This is a genomic window from Streptomyces cinereospinus, assembly GCF_042430725.1.
Lineage (GTDB): Bacteria > Actinomycetota > Actinomycetes > Streptomycetales > Streptomycetaceae > Streptomyces > Streptomyces cinereospinus.
The window spans coordinates 1-1,195 of the sequence record NZ_JBHMCY010000187.1 but is presented as its reverse complement, the minus strand read 5'-3'; the positions used below and the strand labels follow the sequence as shown (position 1 = coordinate 1,195).

Here is a 1,195-nt window from a genome sequence, read left to right as displayed (position 1 = left end):
TTGAGGGAGCGCGCGCTGGAGGCGGAACGCGCAGGTCGCCACTCGGACGAGACCATCGCCGACCTGGACGCCACCGGTGCCTTCGCCATCGGCAGCCCCGCCGAGTTCGGCGGTTACGAGATGACCGTGCGGCAGCAGCTGGACGTCGTCTCCGAGGTGTCCCGGTGGGACGGCTCCGCGGGATGGACCGTGTGGGCGGGCGCCTCGACGCACTGGATCCCGGTCGGTATGGGGGCCCGCGTCGTCGAAGAGGTGTACGGGCCGTCGTGGGTCGGGCCGCGGGTCGCCGGCTCCAGCCATTTCCCGGCCTCGCGGGGGCGGGCGCGGCGGTGCGAGGGCGGCTGGGTCGTCTCCGGCGGTCCCTGGACCTTCGGCAGTGACGCGCTGTGGGCGCCCTACACCAACCTCGGCTGCATCGCGGACGACGGCGACGGCAGGTACCTCGTGGGTGTCCAGGTGCCGCGCGAGCAGCTGCGGTTCCTCGACGACTGGAAGGCCGCCGGGATGAGGGCCACCGGCAGTGTCTCCATGCGGCTCGTGCAGGACGAGCTGTTCGTGCCGGACTACCGTGGCGTCGACTTCCGCGACGTCGTCAGCCAGACCCTCGACAGCGGTCTCAAGGGGTCCTTGTGGAGGACGCCTTCGCTGGGCTGGTCGTTCAGCCTCATGGCGGGGATGTCGATCGGTATCGCCGAGGGTGCGCTGGACCGTTTCCTGGAGCGCTCCGCCGGCCGGCCGCTGCGCGGCACCACGTACAAGAACCAGCTGGAGGCGCCCCTGACGCATCTGATGCTCGCCGACGTGCACGCCAGGATCCAGTCGGCCAGGCTGATGACGCGGGCCAACGCCGAGGAGACCGACCGCCTGGGAGCGGCCGCCGCCGCCGGCGCGCCGGCCGACCCGGAGTACATGCAGATGTTCAGTGCCCGGGTCCTGGCCGAGACGGCGTATGCCGCCAAATGGTGCGCGGAGGCGGTCGAACTGCTCCAGCGGAACTCCGGCTCGACCGCGATCATGGAGAGCGAGCCCATCCAGCGGGCCTGGCGCGACGCCCGGGTCATCACCCTGCACGGCGCGCTCAACCTCGAATCCCTCTCCGAGAACTTCGGACGGCTGATGGCCGGAGCCCGGCCGCACCAGGACGACGGCATCACCACCCTCGACCGCTTCGCCCCGCCCGCACCGCGGAAGACCG

General features: G+C 71.6%; 1 protein-coding gene. It reads left to right on the top strand.

Annotation, left to right across the window (positions count from 1 at the left end; genetic code table 11):
• Positions 1-1,195, top strand: a 1,195-nt coding sequence (locus ACFF45_RS35425; RefSeq protein WP_381351157.1) for an acyl-CoA dehydrogenase family protein, incomplete at both ends; no start/stop codon positions are given.